Raw genomic sequence first — 20,829 nt, forward strand, 5'->3', positions numbered from 1 at the left:
CGGCGTCAGGCCTTGATCAGTCCGGCGCCGTGCAGGGCGTCGGCCGCGACGGCGACGGTGTCGAACGGCAGCCCGGACCGCTCGGCGACGTCCAGCAGGCTGTGCTCGCCGTCGGAGAGGCTGAGCACCCAGAGCATGGCCAGCTGCGCCTGCTTGGCGTCGCTGCGCCCGCCCAGCGAGTCGTACAGCCCGCGCCGGCCCAGCTGCGGCTCGCCGTAGGGGCTGAGGTTGACGTACCGCCGGTTGCGGTCGAGCACCGCGAACGCCTCGCGGCAGACCGCGAGCGTGTCCGTCATCGCCTCCGGGGAGACGAAGTCCGGGTTGTCCGCCGAGGTGTGGTACTCGGGGTACCCGGCGTACGGCGTCCGGCTGAGCGAGCCGACGCCGAGGTCGAACCCGGGCGAGCAGTACTGCCGCTCGTCGTAGCCGTACGGCGTGAACTCGGTGATGTGGTGCGGCCGTTCGGAGCTGCGCAGGACGTGCCGCAGCACCCGGTCGATCTCCGCGTCGCCGCGCCGGCTCTGCTTGTACGTCAGCTCGCCCCGGTCGCCGGCGCAGGCCAGCACCAGCCCGTGCTTCACCCGCGCGACCCGGTCCGCGTTGCGGGCCAGCCAGGTGATCGCCCCGATGGTGCCGGGCGCGAAGATGAACCGGTAGGTGTAGTACGGCGTGCGCTCCGCCAGCTCCCGGGCCAGGAAGGTCGCCACGGCGACGCCGGCCAGGTTGTCGTTGGCCAGCGACGGGTGGCAGACGTGGCAGGAGACGATCACCTCGTCGGAGACCTGTCCGGGGACGACGTGCTCGGCGTAGGTGAGGTGGCCGTCGGCGAGCGTGGAGTCGATGCGCACCTCGTACTCGCCGTCCGGCATCGCGTCCAGGGTCTCCTGGGACAGGCAGAACCCCCATCGCGGCTGGTAGTAGCTGGTGCGGTACGGCACCCAGGTCGGGTGGTCGGGCAGGGTGTGCAGGTGCTCGCGCAGCTCGGCCAGCGGCATGGTCGCCGCCACCGGCACGCTGTAGCCGAGCACGTGCAGACTGGAGGCGGCGAAGTCGACGACCCGGTGGCCCGCGGCGTCGGCGATGTACGCGTCCCGGATGTTCCACTCCTGCGGCACCGTCCAGTCGAGCACCTGGGTCCCGGTCGGCACCTCGTGCACCCGCAGCGGGACGTACTCGTCGATGACGTCCAGGGTGGCCCGCACGCCGTCGCCGGTGATGCTCCGGCAGAGCGGGTACAGCCGCTCCACCAGCGCGTGCATCCGGTCGCCGACCGCGGTCATCGGCGCCACCGCAGGGTGTCGTCGACGGTGCCGGCCGCGGACGCCGAGCGCAGCACCGCCAGCCGGGTGAAGCGCTGCTCGAAGCCCTCCCGGGTGAGGCCGAACTCGCGGTAGGCGTCGGCGAGTTCGATCGCGCCGCGCTTCACCGTCCAGTCGCACTCGAAGCCGGGCAGCGCGGCGCGGAACCGGGAGAAGTCCACCCGGTAGGAGCGCGGGTCACTGCCGTTCTCCCCGGTGATCCGCACCTTCGCGCCGGACACCGCCTCGGCGACCTGCTCGGCGATCTCGGCGACGGTGACGTTGTTGGTCTCGCTGCCGATGTTGAACGCCCGGTCGTGCACCGCCTCGCGGGGCGCGGCCAGCGCGGCCGCGAAGGCCCGGGCGATGTCGGCGGCGTGCACCAGCGGGCGCCAGGGGGTGCCGTCGGAGAGCACCAGCACCTCGCCGGAGAGCAGCGCGTGGCCCACCAGGTTGTTCAGCACGATGTCGGCGCGCAGCCGGGGCGAGTAGCCGAAGGCGGTGGCGTTGCGCATGTACACCGGGCTGAAGTCGTCGTCGGACAGCTCGTGCAGGTCGTCCTCCACCCGTACCTTGGACTCCGCGTACGGCGTCACCGGGCGCAGCGGGGCGTCCTCGGCCACCAGCTCGTCGCCGCCGGCGGCGCCGTAGACGGAGCAGGTCGACGCGTACAGGAAGCGCCGTACCCCCGCCTCGCGGGCCAGCCGGGCCAGCCGCACGGAGGCGTGGTGGTTGATGTCGTAGGTGAGGTCCGGTGCCAGCGAGCCGAGCGGGTCGTTGGACAGCGCGGCCAGGTGGATCACCGCGTCGGCCCCGGCCACGTGCTCGGCCGTGACGTCGCGCAGGTCCACCCGGTGCCCGGCCGGGTCGGCGGGCACCGGGCCGAGGACGCAGTCCGCGAACAGGCCGGAGTCCAGCCCGACGACCTCGTGCCCGGCGGCCGCGAGGACCGGGGCCATCACGGTGCCCAGATAGCCCTGGTGCCCGGTCAGCAGTACGCGCAAGGTTCAACCCTCCAGATCGAGAACGAGTTTGGTGACGGCGAACGCCTCGGCGTAGCGCGCGTGGCATTCGATGCCGCGGATCCGGGCCAGCCCGAGGAAGGCCTCCCGGTCGTACCAGGGCCGGTGCCGCTGCGAGGGGTAGTGCTCCTGCAGCAGCCGCACCTTGCGCTCGGCGACCTCCTCGGACAGCGGCTGGTACGCCGTCGGACGGCCGAGGTCGGCGTCCCACTTGACGATCTCGTAGCCGAGCACCAGGTGGTCGCGGAACGCGGTGGTCACCAGCCGCGCCAGGCCGCGGTGGTCCTGGTGCGCGTCCTCGGTGCGCGGCGCGAGGACCAGTTGCGGCTCGGTGCGCCCGCGCAGCTCCTCGACCGCGGCCTTGGCCTCCTCCCAGTGCGCGGGCAGCCGGCCGTCCGGCAGCTTGAGCACCGTCAGGCGCAGGTCGGCGCCGGGGCAGAAGGCGGCGAGCGCGTCCCGCTCCTCCTGCTCCCGCTCGCCGCCGCCGCCGGAGAGCACCAGCGCGTCGACCCGCAGGCCCGGGCGGGCGAGGCACATGGTCAGCAGCGTGCCGCCGGCACCGATCGCGATGTCGTCGCAGTGCGCGCCCAGCGCGACGATCCGCTCCGGGCGCCCCGCCCCGAGCCGGATCACCCGGTCACCGTCCCGCCGCCGGCCGCGCCGTCCCGCTCCCAGACGGCCCACGGGCGGTCGCCCCGGGCGTAGGCCTCGTCCAGCGCGGCCCGTTCCTTCACGGTGTCGGTCGGCTTCCAGAAGCCGCGGTGCTGGTACGCCACCAGCCGCCCGCGCTTGGCCAGTTGGGTGCAGCCGTCGGCGACCAGGTCCCCGTTCTCCGGGATGTGGTCGAAGACCTCCTGGCGGAGCACGAAGTAGCCGCCGTTCTCCCACAGCGGCAGTTCGCTCACCGCGGTGATGCCCCCCACCAGGTTGTCCTGGCCCAGCTCCACGCAGTGGAACGAGGACTGCGGCGGCACCACCATCATCGACGCGCCGGCGTCGCGCCCGGCGAACGCGTCGATCATCGCCGGCAGCGGGGCGTCGGTCAGCACGTCGGCGTAGTTGGCGAGGAACATCTCGTCGCCGTCCAGGTGGTGGCGCACCCGGCGCAGCCGCTCGCCGATCGGCGACTCGATGCCGGTCTGGGCGAAGGTGATCGTCCAGGAGGCGATGTCGGTGGAGAGCAGTTCGGTCTTCCCGCCCCGCAGCACGAAGTCGTTGGACGTGGTCTCCTCGTAGTTGAGGAAGAAGTCCTTGATGTGGTGGGCCCCGTACCCGAGGCAGAGGATGAACTCGGTGTGCCCGAAGGACGCGTAGTAGCGCATCACGTGCCAGATCAGCGGCCGGGGGCCGACCATCGCCATCGGCTTGGGCACGTCGTCGGAGGCCCCGCTGCGCATCCGCAGCCCGTAACCGCCGCAGAACAGGACGACCTTCACGGCTTCACCTCGACGATGGTCAGTTCCGGGACGGGGAAGACCAGCCGGCCGCCCCACTCGTGGACGTAGGACAGCTGCTCGGTCAGCTCGGCCCGCAGGTTCCACGGCAGGACGAGGACGTAGTCCGGCCGGTCGGTGGCGATCTGCTCGGGCGGCAGGATCGGGATGCGGGTGCCGGGGGTGAACCTGCCGTGCTTGTAGGGGTTCCGGTCGACCGTGTACGGGAGCAGGTCGGGCCGGATGCCGCAGTGGTTGAGCAGGGTGTTGCCCTTGCCCGGGGCGCCGTAGCCGACCACCGTCTCGCCGCGCTCGGCCGCCTCGACCAGGAAGCGCAGCAGGTCCCGGCGCACCTTGGCGACGCGGGCGGAGAACTCGGTGTACCCGGACAGCTCCCGCAGCCCGGCGGCCTTCTCCCGGTCCAGCACCTCGGCCACCCGCCGGCTCGGCTCGCCGGCCGCCTCGGCGGGCCGGGCCCACAGCCGGATGGAACCGCCGTGGGTGGGCAGCAGTTCGACGTCCACGAGCACGAGTCCGCCGCTCTCCAGCGCCCGGGCGGCGGAGGCGACCGTGTAGTACTGGAAGTGCTCGTGGTAGATCGTGTCGTACTGGTTCTCCTCGATCAGGGTCAGCAGGTGCTGCACCTCGATGGAGACCCAGCCGTCGTCGGCCACCAGGGCGCGCAGCCCCCGGGTGAAGCCGATGACATCGGGGATGTGGGCGTACACGTTGTTGGCCACGACCAGGTCCGCCGGGCCGTGCTCGGCGCGGACGGCCGCGCCGGTGGCCGGGTCCAGGAACTCGGTGAGCGTGGGCACGCCCGCCTCCCGCGCGGCGGCGCCGACGTTCACCGACGGCTCGATGCCCAGGCAGCGGATGCCCCGGTCCACCACGTGCCGGAGCAGGTAGCCGTCGTTGCTCGCGACCTCGACCACGAAGGAGTCGGCCCCGAGGCCCGCCTTCGGCACGGCGTCGGCGACGAAGGCGCGCGCGTGCTCCACCCAGGAGGTCGAGTACGAGGAGAAGTACGCGTACTGGGTGAACGTCTCCTCCGGCGTGATCAGCGGCGGGATCTGCGCGAGCCAGCAGTCGGTGCAGACCCGCAGGTGCAGCGGGTACGTCGGCTCCGGCAGGTCCAGCTGGTCCGCGGCGAGGAAGCTCTCGCACGGCGGGGTCGCCCCCAGGTCGACGACGCTCCCCAGCGCCGTCGAGCCGCACAGTCGGCATCGTGTCATCTACTGCCCCCATTTCCTGCCCGCGCCGGTGTCCCGGCGCGGGCCAGCGTTGGTGTTCCCCACCGGCGGAGCGCCGTCGGCGCCGCCGGACCGACCCGCGATCGCGGTGCGGTACCCCTCCACCAGGCGTTCCAGCCCGACCGCCGGGCTGAAGGACTGGTCGTAACGGTGGCGGGCCGTGCGGCCCATCTCCCGGTTGGCGGCCGGATCGGCGGTGATCCGGCGCAGGCAGGACGCGAGCGAGTCCGCGTCGCCCGGCCGGTGCAGCAGGCCGCTCACCCCGTCCTCGACGAGCTCGACGAAGGCGCCGTGCCCGGCGGCGACCGCCGGGACCCCGGCCGCCATCGCCTCCGCGACCACCAGGCCGAAGGTCTCCTGGGACATCGAGGGGGCCACCACCGCGATCGAGCGCGCCACGGCCCGCCGGCACTCGGCCGGGTCGTACAGGCCGGCGTAGCGCACGTCGTCCCGGCCCGCCGCCCAGGCGGCCACCTCGGCCTCCATCGGCCCCGCGCCGGCGAGCACCAGCGGCACCCCCGGCCCGCCGTCCGCCGCGAGCGCGTCCCACGCGGCCATCAGCAGCCGCACGCCCTTGGACTCGGTGAGCCGGCCGAGGAAGAGCAGCTGCTCGCCGGCGCCCTCCCGGCGGGCACCCGGGTCCGGCACGAAGTTGTGCTTCACCAGCAGCCGTTCGGCCGGCATGCCGGAGCGCACCAGGATGTCGCGCTGGGTCGCGGAGATGCAGAAGAACCGCTCCACGCCGGACCACCACCGCCGCCGGTTGACCGTCATGCTGACCGCGAGCGGCACCGTCGCGAGCCGCGAGCCGCGGTAGCAGCCGTGCCGCACGGCGGGCAGCGCCGCCACCGTGCCGACGCACTCCTCGCACGGCCGGCCGTCCCGGTGCAGGGTGCCGGGCGGGCAGACCTGGGTGTAGTTGTGCAGCGTGGCGACGACCGGCACCCCGGCGTCGGCGCAGCCGGCGAGCACCGCCGGCGACAGCAGCGGGAAGACGTTGTGGACGTGCACCACGTCCGGGCGCTCGGCGCGCAGCCGGGCGGCGAGCTCGGTACGGACGGCCGGGTTCCACGGCACCAGCAGCGGCACCGCGACCTTGCCGGGCAGCGACCGGGCGGCGATGTCGTCGCTGCGCCGTTCGAACAGGTCGACCCGGTGGCCGGCCGCGCGCAGCAGCTCCACCTCCTCGTCGACGACCCTGTTCTCCCCGCTCGGCTGCGCCGAGGAGTAGCGGTTGTGCACCACGAGTACGTGCATGGTCAGGTCACCTCCCGGTTCCGGTCCCAGCGAGGGATGCGCCGGCGCAGGACCGCGGGCGTCCTCACGTGCGTCGTCGGCGTCGTCGGATGCGCCGACGGGGTCAGCAGGGGCGCCGTCGCGGGCGCGGGTGTGGCGAGCAGCGAGGCGGCCAGCGCCAGGTGCAGCAGGTACGGCGAGGCGTCGCCGAGCCCGGCCTCGGTGTACGAGGAGATCGCGACATAGCTGATCAGGAAGATCGCGCAGGCCCTCGGCAGCGAGGGCGGGCGCAGCAGCGCGATGCCGCCGAGCGCGAGGAGGACGGCCGCCACGAGCACGATGCCCAGCTGCCCCTGCTCGTTGTAGACGGCCAGCCAGCTGTTGTCGATCGGCAGCCCGCCGAACGACTTGTCGCCCAGACCCACCCCGAACACCCTCTCCGGGAGCGTGCGGGGCGCCGTCAGCAGGGCGTCCCAGACCTTGGCCCGGCCGGTGAGGTTGGAGAAGTTCTCCTTGCTCTGCCCGCGCATGAACCAGGCCTGCAGCGCGGAGGAGAACGCCACCGCGGCCACCGTGGCGCAGACCACCGCCCAGGCGAAGAACCGGCGGGCGGCGGCGCTGGTCAGCAGCAGCGAGCCGATCGCCAGCACCAGTCCGGCGAGCAGGCCGACCGTGGCCGTGCGGGTGTGGGTCATCGCGAGCAGCACGAGCGTCGGCACGATGATCACCGCCGCGCTGGTCCCGGTGGTCCGGCGGTCCAGCAGGAGCAGCACGGTCAGGCCGATGATCACCGCGGAGTACTGGCCGATCTGCGGCGGGGTGAGCGGCCACAGCGCGCCGACCAGGCGCCCGCCGTAGTACTCGGGCATCGCGGTGCCCGGGGAGATGACCAGGCCGGCGGCCACCAGCACCAGCACCCCGAAGTACATCCGGATGTGGATCCGGACGAACAGCAGGCTGCCGGTCCACCAGCGGCTGAGCAGCCACAGCGTGGCGATGAAGATCGTCAGCCGGGCGCAGCGGAACAGCGCGCCGACCCCGACCTCCAGGTGCAGGCTGGAGATCAGGCTGGGCACCAGCAGCAGGGTGAGCAGGAACAGGAAGGCGCTGGCCCGCACCCGCAGCCGCAGGTTGAGCAGGAGCGCCAGCGCGAACGCGGAGACCAGCGCGCCCATGGTGGCCATCTGGATGAGCGAGCGGGGCAGCCGGACGATGGTCTTCGCCCCGGCCGAGCCGAGCGTGTTGAGGCCCAGCAGCGCCCAGACGATCCAGACGGCCTTCGGCGTGCCGCGCACCGTGTCCGCGTCCATCTCAACCACCCGCCTGGGGGGCGAAGGTGCTGCCGGCGTCCTGGCCGTACGGCGGGCCCTGCCAGCGCACGGGGTCGAGCGGCCGGTCCGGGTCGTCGGCGATGAAGCTCCAGGGGCCGCGGTAGACGTTGTCGTGCCAGCGGTTGTCCTGCCGCAGGGTCAGCGCCTCGGCCACCAGCTTGCCCTTGTACGGCGACCAGTCCGGATAGGTGCCGTAGTTGGAGAGCACCGCCATCCGGCCGCACTCCACCGTGCAGCCGACCACGGCGGCGTCGAGGGCGAAGCGGTTGTCGTGGATGTCCACCCGCTGGGTCTTCCAGCGGCAGTCGGCGTAGAGCGGCGCGGTGTCGATCGCCGGCTTGGCGCAGCGCGCGGTGTCCTTCACCAGCGGCGTGCAGTAGCCGGTCGAGGTGTTGGCCGGGCTGTTGCAGAACCGGTCGGCGTTCTCCCACAGGGTGATCCCGGACCAGTTGTCCTCCAGCACGTTCCGGTAGATCTCGATCCGGTCGGTGCGGGCCGGGATCCGCGGCTCCCCGCCGGCCTCCGACAGGTAGACCGCCGCGTACGGGAAGTTGTCGCCGTCGGCGGCGTGCCGGCGGCCCTCGACCCAGGTGTTGCGCCGGATGGTGTTGTCCCGGACGACCGCGTTGTAACTGGTCTCGTACACCAGCGCGGCACCGTCGTTGGCCTCCAGCAGGTTGTTCTCGATGCGGAAGTCGTTGTTGTTGTTGTCCGCCCACAACCCGGGTCCGCGGTTGTCGTGCACCCAGTTGCCGCGGATGTCGGCGCCGTCGACGGCCCAGAACTTGATGCCGCCGCTGCAGCCGCAGCCCGGCCGGCGCCGCTCCCAGTCGTCGGTGTTGTTGCCGGTGATCTCGTTGCCCTCGACCAGCAGGCCCTTGATGGAGTCACCGGTCTGGTACGCGTTCATCCCGTACTGCCCGTTGCGGCGCAGGCAGCTGGCCCGCAGCTGCTGGTGGGCGCCGGCCATCAGCCCCGCGCCGGAGTTGTCCTGGATGGTGCTGTGCTCGATCACCCATCCGTCGGCCATGTCGTGGTTGACCACGCCCTCGTCGTGCGGCGCGGCGAAGCCCTGCACGGTCAGATGGCGGATGGTGACGTGCGGTGCGGTGCCGCTGAACGCGTAGTTGTTGGTCTTCCGGCCGTCGAGCACCGCGCCCGGCGCGCCGAGGAAGGTGTCCCCCTCCTTGGCCTCGACCTGGGCGTACCGGTCCGGTTCGAGGGTGTGGGTGCCCGGGAGGAGCCAGAAGGTGGTGTTCGGGGGGCTGTTCCTGGTCTTCGCGGCCAGGTCGCCGACCACCGCCGGGTCCACCGTGACCGCGCCCGCCGGAGCCGTCGCCGGCCCCGCCGCGGGATCGGCGCACACCCGGGCCACGGCGGCGGACGGCGTGGCGGTCGGCCTCGCCGGGGCGTCCGGCGTGCCCGTGCAGCCGGCCGCCACCAGCAGGGCCAGCGCCGGCGCCGCCAGCGCCGACGCGCCCCGGCGCCACCTCCTGATCCCCACGCCCGCCCCCCTAACCGTGGAAGCCGAGGACGGTGGTGAACCCCCGCGCGCCGTCGGCGAAGCCGGTGCCGACCAGTGTGGTGGCGGGTTCCTTGCGTCCGAAGCCGGGGGAGTACCAGCCGAGCGGCGGGTCGCTCTCGCCCCGGTGCGCCCGCCAGGACAGCTCCGCGGGCAGGTCGAGCACCGCCGAGCGGTCCTCGCCGTCCCGGGTCCAGCGCAGCTCCGCCCGGTTGCCCGTCAGGTCCGCGCCGATCGCCGGGCCGAGGTGGAACGCCAGGCGCACGGCCCGGCGCGGGCCGCTCACCTCGTCGGTGATCCGCAGTTCCCGGCTCGCGGCGGTCAGCTCCACCCGGCGGCGGTGCACCGCGTCCTGGTAGCCGTCGTGCTCGGCGCACCAGCGGGCCACCTCCCCGGAGGTGTCCGCGGCCAGGACCCGGGTGCGGGCGTGCCGGGTCCACAGGAACGGGCCGCCGGAGACGGACTGGTCGGCGTCGTCCAGCTGCAGGGTGTTGTGGCCCAGCGTCGAGCGGAAGTACCGCCGCCACTCGGGCTCCCCGTGGTAGCAGAACGTCCCCGGGTCGGCGAGCACGTCGACCCCGTCGTGCCGGACCTCCACGGACAGCGCGTCCGCGTGGGCGTGCGCGGCGATCGACAGGAAGCCGTGCGGACCGCCATCGCAGCGGCACCAGATCTCCTCCGGGCCCCGCAGGACGGTCAGGCCCGCGTCGGCGAAGTGGCCCGGCCGGGCGGCCGGGCGGCGCACCGTCCCGTCCTTCCCGTACGGCCGCAGCAGCGCGGCCAGCAGCGGGGTGCGCACATCGCCGCCGGTCACCGCCGGCCACCAGGCGAGCCGGCCGAACACGGCCTCCCCGGTGGCCAGCAGCGAGCCCCAGCGGTCGGTGCCGGCGCCGTCCAGCACCAGGCCGTGCCCGTCGTCCGCGTCCCCCTGGCGCGGCGGCCGCAGCCGGTTGTCCACGACGGCCGCGAGCGCGTCGGTCATCCGCAGCAGGACGAGCCGCACGGTGGTGGGGACCGGCACGGCGGCGGCGTCCGCCTCGGCCACCGCGGCCAGGCCGAGCTCCAGGACGAGTCCGTGGTACTCGGTGGCCAGCTCGCGGTTGAGGCCGGACGGGAAGGTGTTGGCGCGCAGGTGCCGCTCCAGCGACCGCAGCGCGGCCGTCCGCCAGCGCGGCGAGGAGGCGAACCAGTCGAACGCGCAGGCCGCGGCGAACTGCCCGGCGGCCTCGGCGATGACGTGGTTGTTCGCCGAGGACCCCCGGCTGGGGAAGGCGGCCAGCCAGCGCTGGTGGTGCCAGATCTGCTTCAGCGCCACCGGGTTGTCCTCGAACAGCCCGGCCGCGCCCGGCCAGCCGTCGAGCAGCCGGCGCACCCACACCCAGGACAGCAGCCGGATGCCCAGCTCGATGCCGCTGATCCAGTGCACGCCCTCCAGCGGCGGGTTGGCCGCCCACCAGGACCGCAGGTGCCCGGCCACCCGCTCGGCGTACCGCTCGTCCCCGGTGAGCGCGTAGGCGGCGGCGAGCACCGTCAGGTACTGGTGCCGGGACGGCTCCCAGATCTGCTTGATGTCCCCGACCGCCTCCTCGTCCCGGTACGGCACGTCGAAGGCGTAGCCGGCCGGCGCCCGGCGCCCGGTCTTCGGGTCGCGCCACCAGTCGGGGTCGGCCAGGTCGTCGCGCACCACCCCGAAGAACTCGGCGTGACCGTCCATCAGCCGGTCCGCCTCGGCGACCAGGCGCTTCACGGCGTCCGCCGGCACCGCGGCGAGGGCCCCGGCGGGCAGCACCGCGGTGAACCGGCCGCCGGCCGCGGGCGGGCAGTGCGGCGGCGCGGTGCGCCACCGCCGCCGGCGCACCGTGTCGCCCGCCCGGCCGGCGACCTCCTGCGGCCCCATCCGGGACAGCCGCCGCAGGTACCAGCCCGCGCTCATGGTCATCGCGCCCTCGCCAGCGTCACCGGCGCGCCGCCGGCCAGGGCGCTCTGCACGGCGAGGGTGGCCGCCGTGGTGGCGACCAGCGACTCCAGCGGCACCGGCATCGGCCCGCCGGTCCGCACCGCCTTGACGAACGCCGCCAGCTCGTTGGACTGGCCCTTGTCCCGGGCCTTGGGCAGCCGCGAGCTGACCCACCGCTTGCGGCCGTACACCGAGGCGCGGACGAAGTCGTCGAGTTTCAGCACCTTGCCGTCCGCGACCAGGTCCAGCGTCTCCTTGGGGAAGCCGGGCGCGCCGGTGGTGACGTACGCGAGGGTCGCGGTGGAGCCGTCCGGGTAGCGCAGCACGACCTGGAGGTCCTCGTTGCCGGCCGGGGCGACCGCGTACACCGAGACCGGGTCGGCCTCCAGCAGCCAGCTCGCCGTGTCGATGAAGTGCCCGCCCTCGCCCGCGAACCGGGAGCCCTCGGCGCCCTGCTGGAGGTACCAGCTGCCCTGCTGAAGCCGGCCCGCGTTGACCAGGTAGCGCAGGCTCGCCGGACCGGTCCGGGCGCCGAACCGCTTCCTGGCCTCCCGCAGCAGCGGCGCGAACCGGCGGTTGAAGCCCACCTGGAGCCGGTCGTTGCCGGACTCCTCCACCGCCGCGAGCACACCGGCCAGTTCGTCCTCGCCGAGGGCCAGCGGCTTCTCCACGAACACCGCCTTGCCGGCGAGCAGCGCCCGGCGGGTCAGGTCGGCGTGCGAGCTGTGCCGGGTGACCACGAACACCGCGTCGACCGACGGGTCCCCGAGCACGGCGTCGAGATCGGTGGTGGCCTGCGCGAAGCCGAACTTCCGCTGCGCGTTGGCGGCGGACAGCGCCGTCGTGGTGACGACCGTGGACAGCGTGACGCCCTCGCGCTGCGCCAGGTGCGGCAGCAGCATCGACGTCGCGTAGTTCCCGGCGCCGACGAACGCCAGCCGCACCGGCGCGCCGGCGGACCGCGCCGGGGCGGACGCCCGCGCGCCGTTCCGTGCCGCCGGAACGGCGGGCAGCGCGATGGACGGCGCCTGCGGCGCCTCGTCCGCCGGGGCCTCCGGGTAGCGGAACAGCACGGCCACGGCCTTCAGTTCGCCGTCCTTCAGCCGCCGGTACGTCTCGACGGCGTCGTCGAAGTCGGCGACGTGGGAGACCAGCGGCTCCACGTCGACGCGGCCGCGGGCGAGGAGGTCGAGGAAGCACGCCAGGTTGCGGCGCTCGGTCCAGCGCACATAGCCGATCGGGTAGTCCCGGCCCTCCAGCTCGTACTCCGGGTCGTAGCGCCCGGGGCCGTAGGAGCGGGAGAACCGGACGTCCAGCTCCTTCTCGTAGTACGCGTTCCACGGCAGGTCGAGGCGGCACTTGCCGATGTCGACCACCCGGCCGCGGTCCCGCGCCAGCTTGGCGGCCAGCTCGACGGGCTGGTTGCTGCCGCCGCCGGCGGCCAGGAAGACCTGGTCCACGCCATGGCCGCCGGTGAGTTCGGCGACGGCGGCCTCCACCGCCGAGGAGCCGGGATCGCCGCAGGCCGCGGCGCCCAGGCGCTCGGCGAGCTCGCAGCGCGCCGGGTCGGGGTCGGCCCCGACCACGCGCACCCCCGCCGCGGTGAGGAGCTGCACCACCAGCTGCCCGATCAGCCCGAGGCCGATGACCAGCGCCACCTCGCCGAGCTGCGGCTCGCCCTGGCGCACGCCCTGCAGCGCGATGGACCCGACGGTGCCGAAGGCCGCGTGCTGCGGCGCGAGGCCGTCCGGCACCGGGGTGTAGAGGTTCCTGGGCACCCAGTTCAGCTCGGCGTGCAGCGCGTGCTCGTTGCCGGCGCAGGCCACCAGGTCGCCGACCTTCACGTCGTCGATCCCGGCCCCGACCTGCTCGACCACCCCGCACAGCGAGTAGCCCAACGGCGTGTAGGAGTCCAGCTTGCCCATCACCTTGCGGTAGGTGGCGGGCAACCCGTTGACCGCCACGCTCTGCATGACCTTGGCCACCTGGTCCGGACGGGAGCGGGCCTTGCCCACCATCGACATGCCGGCCTCGGACACCTTCATGAGCTCGGTCCCGGTGGAGATCAGCGAGAAGGCGCTGCGGACCAGCACACCGCCCGGCTTGCACCCCGGCACCGGCACGTCGAGCACCGACAGCTCGCCGCTCTTGTAGTTCTGCACAACCTGTTTCACCGGAGAATCCCCTTGTTTCTATGCCGTCAGGTGAGCTCTGCGCCTGGTCACTGCGCCGTCGAGTGCGTGCTGTGGCCGGAGCGGGCGGTCGCGCCGCGGTACCAGTACTCGAGCGTCAGCACGTGCCACAGGTGCTTGGAGAAGTCCCGCTGCCCGGCGGCGTCCTCGGCGACCAGCCGGGCCAGCGCGTCGCGGCGCAGGAACCCGGAGCGGACCAGCTCGCCCTCGTTCACCACCTCGCGCACCAGCGGCGCCAGGTCCCGGCTCATCCAGGCCCGCAGCGGGGCGCTGAACAGGCCCTTGGGCCGGTACACGATCTCCCGTGGCAGGACCGAGGCGGCCGCCTCCTTGAGGACGGCCTTGCCCTGGCGTCCGACGATCTTGCGGTCACCGGGCACGGCGAACGCCGCCCGGACCACCTCGACGTCCACGTAGGGCACCCGCACCTCGGTCGAGGCGGCCATGCTCGACCGGTCGGTGTACGCGAGGTTCAGGCCCGGCAGGAACATCCGGGCGTCGCCCAGGCACATCCGGTTGACGAAGTCGTCGAGGTCGTTGTCCTGGTAGACGTCCGCGTGCTCGGTCAGCACGTCGTCGACGGTCCCCGCCAGGTCCGGATCGACCAGGCCGAGCAGCTCCTCCCGGTCGTACATGGTGTAGCTGCGCCGGAACGCGGTCTCCTCCGGCAGCTCGGCGAAGGAGAGGAACCGCTTGGCGAACCGCACCGAGCGGAAGCCCCGGCGGGCGGTGGCGACCGGAAGCCGGTCCACCGCCAGCGACAGGCCGCGCCGCAGCGGGCGCGGAACGCGCTGGTAGCGCAGCGCCAGCTGGTTGGCCAGGTGCTTGCGGTAGCCGGCGAACAGCTCGTCGGCCCCCATCCCGGAGAGCATCACCTTGACCCCGGCCTCCCGGGCGGCCGAGCAGATCAGGAAGGTGTTGATCGCGGCGGGGTCGCCGATCGGCTCGTCCAGGTGGTACGTCATCCGCGGCAGCAGGTCGAGCACGTCCGGGGCGATCTCGATCTCGTGCAGGTCGACGCCGAAGCGCTCGGCCACCTGCCGGGCGTAGCGCAGGTCGTCCGGCATCGCCTCGAACCGGGCGTCCTCGGGGCGGAACCCGATCGTGTAGGCCGAGATCCCGGGGTTGTCGCGGGCCGCCAGCGCGGTCAGGTAGCTGGAGTCCAGCCCGCCGGAGAGGAAGGTCGCCACCGGGACGTCGGACAGCAGGTGACGCCGGGTCGACTCCTCGACGATGGCCGCGAGATCCGGCAGCTCGCCGCTGCGGGCCCGCTCCCGGCCCTCGGCGGCGACCTCCCGCAGGTGCCAGAACCGGCCGCGCTCCACCCGGCCGTCGGGCCGGCAGCGCAGCCAGCTGCCCGGCGGCAGCTTCTCCGCCTCGCGGAACGCGCACCGCGAGTCCGGCACCCAGTAGTACAGCAGCGAGGCCACCAGCGCCGCCGGGTCCACCTCCAGCGACCCGCCGGTGGCGGCGGCCAGCGCCTTGAGCTCGGAGGCGAAGACCAGGCCCTCGCCGCGCCGGACCAGGAACAGCGGCTTGATGCCGAGCTGGTCGCGGACGAGCACCAGCTCGCCGGTCCGCTCGTCGAAGACCCCGAACGCGAACATCCCGCGCAGCCGGGGCAGGCAGTCCGTGCCCCAGCGCCGCCAGGCCTCCAGCAGCACCTCGGTGTCGGAGGTGCCGCGGAAGCGCACCCCGGCGGCGGCCAGTTCGGCGCGCAGCTCGGGCGCGTTGTACAGCTCGCCGTTGTACGTCAGGACCAGGCCGTCGGAGACCATCGGCTGGGCGCCGGTCTCCGACAGGTCGACGATGGCGAGCCGGCGGTGCCCCAGGTGCACCTCGCCGTCACCGACGGGATGGCTGTACCGGCCCGCGCCGTCCGGACCGCGGTGGGCGAGGGTGTCGGTGAGCAGGTCGGTCACGACCTTCCCGTCCGGCCACCGGTACGTGCCCGCGATGCCACACATGTGCTACCGCACCTCCTGGTCGCTGTCCGGGACCCGGGTGGTCCACGTCGTCGTCCGTCCCGTCCGTCCCGCCCGCCCCCGGCCCGCCCCGTTCGGCGGGGCCGGCCGCTGGTACCGCCCGCGCGTCACGGTGTGCGGCCGGTCCCACAGCGTGCCGTCGGTGCGGTCGCGCGGATCGGGGTCGATGAGCACCACACCGATCACCGGGATGCGCTGGTCGGCGAGCTGCCGCGCCACGGTGTGCAGCCACGCGGCGCTGCCGTGCCCGGCCCGCACCACGAGCACGGTCCGGGCGCCGAGGTGGCGCAGATCGGTCCACGCCGTGCCGGGCGCCACCGAGCCGACGCCGATCCGGCGTTCCCCGGGCGGTGCCTCCTCGGCCCGCTCGCCGCGCACCACGGTCGGGCCGCCCGGCGCCGGGCGGCGCTTGGCGAGCTGCCGGCCGGGCAGACCGTCGACGACGACCACCGGGCCGTCCTCCGCCAGCGCCGCCGCGAGGTCCAGGGCGATCGCGCCCGTGCTGCGGGCCGAACCCAGGTCCAGCAGCGACACCGGATCGGCCGAACCGCGCACGGCGCGCGCCAGGGTGGTGGTGAGTCTGGTCCGGGCCGTCCTGGTCCGGGGCAGCTGCCACCGCCCGGCCCGCCGGCGGGGCACCCGGCGCAGCTCCGCGAGGACCGAGGCGCCGAGGTGCGCCGCGATGTCCCGGCGCAGCACCGGGCGGTCCGCCACCACCGCGCCGACCGCGGAGACCGTCAGCCCGACGACCAGCCCGAGGACCAGCCCGATCGCGGCGTCGGTGGCGGCCGTCCGGGCCGGCGACTGCGGCACCGCGTGCGGGGCGTCCACGATCTGGGTGCCGGCCACCAGCCGGGGCGTGCCGACGTGCGCCTCCGCGGCGCGCCGGCCGAAGTCGGCGATCCGCGAGGTGAGTTCGGCCCGGCTGGCGAACAGCGCCTCCAGCCTGGCGGAGGCCTGCGCGCCGCTCTGCTGCGGGGTGCTGCCGATGTCCTTGTTGACCTGGTCGAGTTCCTTCTGCAGCCGGTCGCGCTGCTCCAGCAGGGACTTGGCCTCGGCGTCCGCGGTCTCGTTGATCCGCCGCACGTGGTCCGCGACGAACGCGTCGGCCAGGGCCTTGGCCCGGGCCACCGCGTCCGCCTCGGTGCGCGCCTTCACGGTGATCTGCAGCAGGTTGTTGGTCAGGCCGAGGCTCCCGTAGTCCTGCAGGAAGTCCGTCGGCTTCTCCGCGGACCCGACGGCCTTCAGGGCCGCGCCCGCGATCCCCACGGTCTGCAGCAGGGCGGCGTCGGTGCGGATCAGCGTGCCGGGATCGTTCGGCGAGTCCGCCTGGTGGGCGACCAGCACCGTGGTCACCGCGCTAGGCGGCGCCGGCCGCAGCACCGCCGCCGCCGCTCCGGCCAGCAGCCCGAGCAGCGCCAGGCAGCACCAGAAGCGCCGCCGCCGGCGCACCGCGACCACCAGTGCCTGCAGGTCCACCAGCGGAGCCGCGGCCGGCGACTCCGCCGTCGTACTCGTCGTCACCCCGAGCCTCTCCCCGTGTCTTCGCCGACCGTCAGCGCCGGCGTGGCGCCTTTCCCGAGCTCCGGCACGGCGCCCCCCGCGAGCGCCGGCGTGCTCTCCTCCGTGAGCGCCGGTGCGGCGTCGTCCGCACGGCGGCCGGCGGACCGCTTCGCGCGGACCGCCGCCGCGACGACCACGCCGACGACCTCGTGCCCGGCGTCCGCGCACGCCCCGGCGATGCCGGCGAGCTCCACCTCCGTCCAGTGGCCCGCGCTCAGCACCACCAGCACACCGGACTCGTCCTCCCGGTCCGGCACCAGCGGCCGGGCGACCGCGACCTCCGCCACCCGCAGCAGCAGCGGATCGCTGCCCGCCTCGGCGGCGAGCCGCCCGGCGGCCCGCAGGGCCGTCCCGTCGCCGTCCGGGACGACGACCAGCAGCCTTCGCGGGGACGGCAGTTGCTCCCGAAGCCGGGCGCACACCCGCCGGTGGCGGATCCGCCGGCCGGCCTCGTCGCCCGAGGCGTGCGGGGTCGGCAGGTCCCACCGGACGTCCGTGCCCAGCAGCCGGCGGACCCAGGCCTTCGGGCCGCCGCCCGGCCGCCGCGCCGGCCGCACACCGGGCACGTCGACGGTGCCGAGCAGCGTCGAGCCCAGCGCCGAGGCGATCTCCGCCTCGGTGCGCAGCCGCCGGCTCGCCCGGGCGGCGGCGAGATGGCCGATGACCGCGACCAGGAAGAACAGCAGCGCCCCGCCGGCGACGAGTTGCACCGTCGTCGGCGCGACCTCGGCGGACGGCCGGGCGGCCGACCCCATGACCACCATGGTGGCCCGGCCGGCGCCCGGGTCGACCTGCTCCAGCTTGTTGACCGCCTCCTCCAGCGCGGTGCGCAGCTTGGCCAGCTCGGTGCGGGTCTGCACGCTCTCCACGGTCTGCCCCGGGGCGGCCGCGTCGGCCAGTTCGCCGATCCGGCGGCTGGTCTGCGCCACCAGTTGCCGCAGCGCCTGGGGCTGCGACGTCGCGGCGTCGGTGCCGTCACCCGCGATCCGGGTGGCGAACGCGACGAACTGCTGGGCCACCTGGTCGGCGAGCTGCTGCGCCTGCTCCGGGGTGTCGGCGGTGCCCGAGATCTTGATGATGTTCCCGTCCGCGGCGGTGGCGCTCACCCGGTCCCGCAGCCCGACGCCGTCGACCCCGGGCCGGCCGAGGGCGGCGGCCGTGCGGTCGAGCACCACCGAACTGGTCGCGATCTGTGCCTGGGTCATCAGCTCGCGCTCCTGCCACGCCCCCGGCAGCAGGATCGAGGCCGAGGTCGTGTACCGGGGCGGGAACAGCAGGGAGGTGCCGTAGCCGACGAGCGCGCCCACCACGGCGAGGACCGTGAGCAGCCGCCAGCGCCGGCGCAGGATCCGACCGACCGTGACCAGGCGTATCGCTTCGTCGCTCAACGGCGCGGCCTCTTCCCGGGCCGGCCCCGGCCGCCCGCCGGCAGCGGGACGCGGTCCGCGCAGGCGGCGGCGTACGCCGCGAGCAGCGAACGCTGGGAGTTCCGCCAGGCGAGCGGCCCGTTGATCCGCTCCTGGCCGAGCTTGCCCATCCAGGCGCGCCGGTCCGGGTCGTCCAGCAGCTCCGCGACGAGTTCGGCGAACCGGCTCTCGTCGTTGGCGGGCGCGTAGACGGCCGCCTCACCGGCGGAGACCCGCGCCTCCCGGAGGTCGAAGGAGACGATCGGCCGGCCCATGACCATGTACTCCAGGACCTTGTTCATGGTCGACACGTCGTTGAGCGCATTGCGCGGGTCGGGGGAGAGGCACACGTCCGCGGTGGACAGGTAGCGCACCAGGTCGGCGTCCGGGACGCGCCCGGTGAACTCCACCTGGTCCGCGAGCCCGAGCCGCCGGGACAGCTCCACCATCGCGTCGAAGGTGTCGCCGCCGCCGACGAACACCGCGTGCCAGTCGGTCCGCCCGACCTCGTCGCGCAGCTTGGCGAGCGCCCGCAGGGCGTAGTCGACGCCGTCCTGCGGCCCCATCACGCCCAGGTAGCACAGCAGATGGGGCTTGCCGCGCTTCAGCTCCGGCTCGGGCGGCACCGGCCGGAACCGGTCGGTGTCGGGTGCGCTGCGCACCACGAACACGTCTTCCGCCCGCCGCCCGCCGCGGCGCAGCGCGACGTCCCGGTAGCTCTCGTTGGTGGCGAGCACGATGTCCGCGGCCCGGTAGGTCAGCCGCTCCAGCGCGCACACGCCGCGGTAGAGCAGGTCCTCGCCGCGGTCGAACCGGGACAGGTACAGCTCGGGCACCAGGTCGTGCTGGTCGAACACGAACCGGGCGCCGCGCCGCTTCAGCCACAGGGCCGGCAGGAACAGCAGGTCGGGCGGGTTGCAGGCGTGGACGACGTCGACCGGGCCGACCTTGCGGGCCAGCCGGACGGTGTGCCACAGCGCCGATCCGTACTCCCGCAGGTAGCCGGCCGGACCTCCGGTGGCCGCCTGCAGCGGGTACCGGTGGATCCGCACGCCGTCGATCACCGCCTCCGCCTCGGTGTCCCGCTTGCTGCCCTGCGGACAGATGACGTCCACCGTCCAGCCCGCGTCGCGGAGCGTCGTGCACTCCTGCCAGACCCGCCGGTCGAACGGCACCGACAGGTTCTCCACCAGGACCAGCGCGCGACGGCCGCGGCCGCCGGCGATCGCGTCACCAGGCAAGGCCCACGTACCCCGGCTCGGCCCGGCGCGCCTCGGCGTCGGGGAGGTGGACGAGGTCGACGATCACCGGGCGGGCGCCGTGCGGCAGCGCCGCCAGCACGGCCGGGTCCTTCGTCCCGACCACGCACACCTCGGCGTGCTCCAGCACCTCGTCGACGGAGTCGGTGAGCAGCTGCGCGAGGTGCGGCAGCCGGGTCTCGATGTACTCGCGGTTCGCCCCGAGCAGCCGGGAGAGGTTCACATTGGGGTCGTGGATCCGCAGGTCGTAGCCCTTGCCGAAGAGCCGCTCCGCCAGCTCGACGAGCGGGCTCTCGCGCAGGTCGTCGGTACCGGGCTTGAAGGACAGGCCGAACAGGCCCACCCGCCGGCTGCCGGTGCGCTCCACCAACTCCACCGCGCGCCGCAGGTGTTCGGCGTTGGAGGGCAGCACATGGGAGAGGATGGGCACCGAGACGTCGGCCCGCTGCGCCGCGTGGACCAGGCTGCGCAGGTCCTTGGGCAGGCAGGAGCCGCCGAAGGCGAAGCCGGGCCGCAGGTAGGCGGGGCTGATGTTCAGCTTGTGGTCGGCCAGGAACACGTCGATCACCTGGTGCGAGTCCACCCCGAGCGCCCGGCACACCGCGCCCAGCTCGTTCGCGAAGCCGATCTTGAGGCCGTGGAACGCGTTGTCCGCGTACTTGATCGCCTCGGCGGTCGGGACCGGCACCCGGAAGACCTCGCCGGGCAGTCCCTCGTACAGCGCCGCGACGACGTCGCCGCTGGCCGGGTCGAGCTCGCCGATGACGGTCTTCGGGGGGTCGAAGAAGTCCCGCACGCTGGTGCCCTCGCGCAGGAACTCCGGGTTGACCGCGACCCCGAAGTCCACCCCGGCCGTGCCGGCGTACTTCTCCAGGATCGGCACCAGCAGGTCCAGGCAGGTGCCCGGGAGCATGGTGCTGCGGAAGACGACGGTCTGCCGCCCGCCCCGCTCGGCCACCGCGGCACCGATCTGTTCGGTGACCCGCTCCAGGTAGGTGGTGCAGAGGCTGCCGTTGGGCTCCGAGGGCGTGCCCACGCAGACCAGCGACACCTCGCTGCCCATGATCGCCTCGCGGACGTCCGTGGTGGCGCGCAGCCTGCCGGTCCCCACGACCTCGGCGATCATCTCGCCGATCCGCTCCTCGACCACCGGGGCCTTGCCGTCGTTGACCAGGTCGACCTTCACCTGGTTGACGTCCACCCCGATGACCTCGTGGCCCAGGCTGGCCAGGCACGCGGCCGACACGCAGCCCACGTAGCCGAGCCCCAGGACACTGACCCTCATGATCCGTTCCTCCCCTCGGGCAGGCCCTTGTGGCCGGCCATCCGCGCGTCGATCGGACGACGCCCCCCACGCATCCCGTACACCCCG

The 20,829-nt window shown here is 74.0% G+C and carries 15 protein-coding genes; all 15 read right to left on the bottom strand.

The window, feature by feature from the left end; genetic code table 11:
• Positions 1-5: 5 nt before the first annotated feature.
• The 15 genes from ABTX81_RS26340 to ABTX81_RS26410 are packed head-to-tail and all read right to left on the bottom strand — an operon-like array spanning position 6 to position 20,742.
• The gene (locus tag ABTX81_RS26340) at positions 6-1,280 is read right to left on the bottom strand and encodes a DUF4910 domain-containing protein (RefSeq protein ID WP_350550068.1); all 1,275 of its coding nucleotides are present in this window, start codon (positions 1,278-1,280) and stop codon (positions 6-8) included.
• Positions 1,277-2,302 (bottom strand): NAD-dependent epimerase/dehydratase family protein, encoded by a 1,026-nt coding sequence (locus tag ABTX81_RS26345; RefSeq protein ID WP_350550071.1) that lies wholly within the window; start codon positions 2,300-2,302, stop codon positions 1,277-1,279. The genes ABTX81_RS26340 and ABTX81_RS26345 overlap by 4 nt, the downstream gene beginning before the upstream one ends.
• 3 nt (positions 2,303-2,305) lie before the next feature.
• Positions 2,306-2,953, bottom strand: a complete 648-nt coding sequence (locus ABTX81_RS26350; protein ID WP_350550074.1) for a PIG-L deacetylase family protein — start codon at positions 2,951-2,953, stop codon at positions 2,306-2,308.
• A complete protein-coding gene (locus tag ABTX81_RS26355; RefSeq protein ID WP_350550077.1) occupies positions 2,950-3,756 on the bottom strand; it encodes a glycosyltransferase family protein in 807 nt (268 codons plus the stop codon). The genes ABTX81_RS26350 and ABTX81_RS26355 overlap by 4 nt, the downstream gene beginning before the upstream one ends.
• The gene (locus tag ABTX81_RS26360) at positions 3,753-4,988 is read right to left on the bottom strand and encodes a class I SAM-dependent methyltransferase (RefSeq protein WP_350550079.1); all 1,236 of its coding nucleotides are present in this window, start codon (positions 4,986-4,988) and stop codon (positions 3,753-3,755) included. The genes ABTX81_RS26355 and ABTX81_RS26360 overlap by 4 nt, the downstream gene beginning before the upstream one ends.
• Complete coding sequence (locus ABTX81_RS26365; RefSeq protein ID WP_350550082.1) at positions 4,989-6,263, bottom strand: glycosyltransferase; 1,275 nt, start codon at positions 6,261-6,263, stop codon at positions 4,989-4,991.
• A gap of 2 nt (positions 6,264-6,265) precedes the next feature.
• Positions 6,266-7,552 (bottom strand): O-antigen ligase domain-containing protein, encoded by a 1,287-nt coding sequence (locus ABTX81_RS26370; RefSeq protein ID WP_350550084.1) that lies wholly within the window; start codon positions 7,550-7,552, stop codon positions 6,266-6,268.
• 1 nt (position 7,553) lies between these two features.
• Positions 7,554-9,071 carry a right-handed parallel beta-helix repeat-containing protein gene (locus tag ABTX81_RS26375; protein WP_350550139.1) on the bottom strand — a complete coding sequence of 506 codons (1,518 nt, stop codon included), beginning with the start codon at positions 9,069-9,071 and terminating at the stop codon, positions 7,554-7,556.
• Positions 9,072-9,087: 16 nt separating this feature from the next.
• Positions 9,088-11,034, bottom strand: a complete 1,947-nt coding sequence (locus ABTX81_RS26380; RefSeq protein ID WP_350550086.1) for an alginate lyase family protein — start codon at positions 11,032-11,034, stop codon at positions 9,088-9,090.
• The gene (locus tag ABTX81_RS26385) at positions 11,031-13,226 is read right to left on the bottom strand and encodes a bi-domain-containing oxidoreductase (RefSeq protein ID WP_350550088.1); all 2,196 of its coding nucleotides are present in this window, start codon (positions 13,224-13,226) and stop codon (positions 11,031-11,033) included. The genes ABTX81_RS26380 and ABTX81_RS26385 overlap by 4 nt, the downstream gene beginning before the upstream one ends.
• Before the next feature lie 47 nt (positions 13,227-13,273).
• Complete coding sequence (asnB, locus tag ABTX81_RS26390; RefSeq protein ID WP_350550091.1) at positions 13,274-15,211, bottom strand: asparagine synthase (glutamine-hydrolyzing); 1,938 nt, start codon at positions 15,209-15,211, stop codon at positions 13,274-13,276.
• Between the two features lie 3 nt (positions 15,212-15,214).
• Positions 15,215-16,753, bottom strand: coding sequence for a Wzz/FepE/Etk N-terminal domain-containing protein (locus ABTX81_RS26395; RefSeq protein WP_350550093.1), 1,539 nt, complete (start codon positions 16,751-16,753; stop codon positions 15,215-15,217).
• A complete protein-coding gene (locus tag ABTX81_RS26400; RefSeq protein WP_350550096.1) occupies positions 16,750-18,180 on the bottom strand; it encodes a Wzz/FepE/Etk N-terminal domain-containing protein in 1,431 nt (476 codons plus the stop codon). Before ABTX81_RS26400 ends, ABTX81_RS26395 begins: the two co-directional genes overlap by 4 nt.
• Positions 18,177-19,439, bottom strand: coding sequence for a glycosyltransferase family 4 protein (locus tag ABTX81_RS26405; protein ID WP_350550099.1), 1,263 nt, complete (start codon positions 19,437-19,439; stop codon positions 18,177-18,179). The genes ABTX81_RS26400 and ABTX81_RS26405 overlap by 4 nt, the downstream gene beginning before the upstream one ends.
• Positions 19,429-20,742: a nucleotide sugar dehydrogenase gene (locus ABTX81_RS26410; protein WP_350550100.1), complete on the bottom strand. Its 1,314-nt coding sequence runs from the start codon at positions 20,740-20,742 to the stop codon at positions 19,429-19,431. Before ABTX81_RS26410 ends, ABTX81_RS26405 begins: the two co-directional genes overlap by 11 nt.
• Positions 20,743-20,829: the final 87 nt, after the last annotated feature.

It is taken from the genome of Kitasatospora sp. NPDC097605 (genome assembly GCF_040302725.1).
In the GTDB taxonomy this organism is placed as follows: Bacteria; Actinomycetota; Actinomycetes; order Streptomycetales; family Streptomycetaceae; genus Kitasatospora.

Excerpts from the sequence above, each read along its gene's own strand:
- ABTX81_RS26340 (WP_350550068.1), bottom strand. The coding sequence starts at position 1,280 with ATGACCGCGGTCGGCGACCGGATGCACGCGCTGGTGGAGCGGCTGTAC.
- ABTX81_RS26360 (WP_350550079.1), bottom strand. The coding sequence starts at position 4,988 with ATGACACGATGCCGACTGTGCGGCTCGACGGCGCTGGGGAGCGTCGTC.
- ABTX81_RS26365 (WP_350550082.1), bottom strand. The coding sequence starts at position 6,263 with ATGCACGTACTCGTGGTGCACAACCGCTACTCCTCGGCGCAGCCGAGC.
- ABTX81_RS26370 (WP_350550084.1), bottom strand. The coding sequence starts at position 7,552 with ATGGACGCGGACACGGTGCGCGGCACGCCGAAGGCCGTCTGGATCGTC.
- ABTX81_RS26380 (WP_350550086.1), bottom strand. The coding sequence starts at position 11,034 with ATGACCATGAGCGCGGGCTGGTACCTGCGGCGGCTGTCCCGGATGGGG.
- asnB (WP_350550091.1), bottom strand. The coding sequence starts at position 15,211 with ATGTGTGGCATCGCGGGCACGTACCGGTGGCCGGACGGGAAGGTCGTG.
- ABTX81_RS26410 (WP_350550100.1), bottom strand. The coding sequence starts at position 20,742 with ATGAGGGTCAGTGTCCTGGGGCTCGGCTACGTGGGCTGCGTGTCGGCC.